Below are 1,218 nucleotides of genomic sequence, written 5' to 3'. Positions count from 1 at the left end.
ATGCTCGGTCTCGCGGTGCTGGAGCTGGTCGGCCTGCTGTCGTCGTTCAGCCCGAGCGAGTGGATCGACCACTCGCTGCTGCCCGAGCCCAACTCCGACGCCGGCCTGGACGGCGTGCTGGGCTGGCTGCACCTGGGCAAGGTGCCGACGCTGATCCTGCTGGTGCTGCTGCTGGCCGGTTTCTCGATCTGCGGCTACCTGGTGCAGATGSTGGCCTCGGGCGTCAGCGGCGCCTACCTGCCGGGCCTGGTCGCCTCGCTGCCGGCCGGCGCCGGCGCCATCGCGGCGGTGCGCCTGCTCGGCGGCGCGCTCGGGCGGATCATCCCGCGCGACGAAAGCTCCATCGTCAGCGAACGCGAGTTCATCGGCCGGGTCGCCACCATCACCAGCGCGTCCACCCGCGAAGGGCTGGCCTCGCAGGCGCGGCTGCGCGATGCGCACGGCCGGGCCCATTTCCTCCTGGCCGAACCCGACGTGGCCGGCCTGGTGCTGGCCGACGGCATGGAGGTGCTGGTGGTGTCGCGCGTCGGCAGTATCTACAGAGTGATCGCAAACCCGCACCCGACGCTGATGTAGCGTGCGGGGCACCCACAACGTTTCGGATCCATCGAGGAGGAGGTCGTGATGAACAGTCTGATCGAGATCGGCGTGCTCGCCGCCATTGCGCTGCTGGCGATCGTGCTGATCGGCCTGGTGCTGGCGCGGCTCTACAAGCGCTCCACCAAGGAAACCGCGTTCGTTCGCACCGGCCTGGGCGGCCAGAAGGTCATCATGGACGGCGGCGCCATCGTGCTGCCGGTGTTCCATGAGCTGGTGATGGTGAACATGAACACGCTCAAGCTCGAGGTGCTGCGCCGCGAGCGCGAGAGCCTGATCACGAAAGACCGCATGCGCGTCGACGTGATCGCGGCGTTCTTCGTGCGCGTCAAGCAGACCGCCGAGGCGATCAGCACCGCGGCCCAGACGCTGGGCGCGCGCACGCTGAGCCCGAACGAGCTGAAGGCGCTGGTCGAGGACAAGTTCGTCGATTCGCTGCGCGCGACCGCCGCGACCATGACCATCCAGGAGCTGCAGGACAAGCGCCGCGAGTTCGTCCAGGCGGTGCAGAACGCGGTGGCCGAAGACCTCGAGAAGAACGGGCTCGAGCTCGAGTCCGTCTCGCTGACCAGCCTGGACCAGACCGACAAGCAGTTCTTCAACCCGAACAATGCCTTCGAC

General features: G+C 68.0%; 2 protein-coding genes. Both read left to right on the top strand.

All coding sequences use genetic code 11. The annotated features are described in order from the left end of the window. Window positions 1-576 (top strand): OB-fold-containig protein (locus AC1D15_RS33105; RefSeq protein WP_477829404.1); only part of this gene is annotated, 576 nt, incomplete at its 5' end. Between the two features lie 48 nt (window positions 577-624). Next, window positions 625-1,218: flotillin family protein (locus AC1D15_RS33100; RefSeq protein WP_477829403.1), on the top strand; the 594-nt coding region annotated here is incomplete at its 3' end.

It is taken from the genome of Rhizobacter sp. P2_H2, assembly GCF_056403375.1.
This window is presented reverse-complemented; position numbering and strand designations above follow the sequence as displayed.